Raw genomic sequence first — 1,405 nt, 5'->3', positions numbered from 1 at the left:
CACCCGTTTCTTTAAGGGTTTTTATTTGATCCTGTTTACTCCTGTTTACTCCTGTTTAAGAGCCTTTTTTCACCTTTGATATCAATAGCTTACAAAGAGAAAAAAGAGTAAATGAGCCAAAAAAAGAGTAAATGAGCCAAAAAAAGAGTAAATGAGCCAAAAAAAGAGTAAATGAGCCAAAAAAAGAGTCGTTTAAAGATAGCTATTTATTTTACTATTTTTATGATAGTTTGTCTCATGTGGAATTCTAATAAACGTAGAAATAGTGAAATATAAAATGGAAAATAATTTAGTCGTACAGTCAAATGATTTAGTTCTTGCTACTTATACGATGACAACAAAAGAAAAAGAGCTTTTACTAACTTGTATTAGTCAAATTGATAGTAGACCTGATGCGCCAAATATCAGTAAACAAACCAAATTTACTATTACTGCTGATGAGATAAAAAGGCTTTTTTATAGTGATAGCAACGCAAAAAATATCTATCGTGATATTGAGCAAGCTAGTAACCGCTTGTTTGAAAGGGAAGTGATCATCGCACTGCCAGACAATGAAGCATTGCGTACACGCTTTGTTAGTAGTCTTCTGTTTAGCCCAAATACAGGGAAGATTACGCTAACTTTTGCAGAGGATATATTGCCGTATCTGACACAATTAAAAGCAAATTTTACTAAATATAAGTTGTTAGAGATCAGTGAGCTATCAAGTATCCACTCAATACGCTTATATGAATTAATAGTGTGTTGGATCGGACAGTATCAATACAGTAAAGCATATGAACTTGAAGATTTTAAATATGTTATGGGTATAAAAGGCAAGTACAAGCAATTTAGTGAACTTCGAAAGTATGTGATCGATAAAGCCCTAGAAGAGATTAATGAAAGTACAAATTATAAGGTTAGTGTGGAATATAAAAAAAAGAGTAGAGGCAAAGGCTACGAGGGGCTAACGCTCAAATTCCACCGGAAAACACTAGATAAACTAACCAGTGAAGATGGCACCCTGTCACAAGCTACCATAGAGTCGATTGTTGATAACGTGCAGTTTATGAATGACTATAACAACCATCCGAGCCTAAGTTACGACGGCAAAATGCAGAATGACACATTTAAGCGCGAAATGATTCATATCATACAGCGAGAGCCTGAAAGTTTTAACAAGCCCAATAAATCTTTAGAGAGTTATCTACCAAAGATTAAACACTAATACTGAGACCATCCCGAATTCTGTGTAACTGCCCTTTAGATTAAATGCTTACTGATACGATCATCAAACATAATCATAAAGTGTAGTGGTCAACTAATTTAGGACACCTGATAAGAGGTTTTTGTTAAAGTAGCGTTTCTCTTTTTCTAGCGGTGTTAAATAGTCATTAAAACGGTGTGGTCTCACTGACTGATAATA

The 1,405-nt window shown here is 34.2% G+C and carries 1 protein-coding gene; it reads left to right on the top strand.

The genetic code is table 11. The features are described 5' to 3' along the window. Positions 1-277 precede the first annotated feature (277 nt). A complete protein-coding gene (locus ACT3QQ_RS13810; protein WP_192520942.1) occupies positions 278-1,207 on the top strand; it encodes a replication initiation protein in 930 nt (309 codons plus the stop codon). Positions 1,208-1,405 lie beyond the last annotated feature (198 nt).

Source organism: Psychrobacter sp. AOP7-A1-24, assembly GCF_052376235.1.
Lineage (GTDB): Bacteria > Pseudomonadota > Gammaproteobacteria > Pseudomonadales > Moraxellaceae > Psychrobacter.
This window is presented reverse-complemented; position numbering and strand designations above follow the sequence as displayed.

Excerpts from the sequence above, each read along its gene's own strand:
- ACT3QQ_RS13810 (WP_192520942.1), top strand. The coding sequence starts at position 278 with ATGGAAAATAATTTAGTCGTACAGTCAAATGATTTAGTTCTTGCTACT.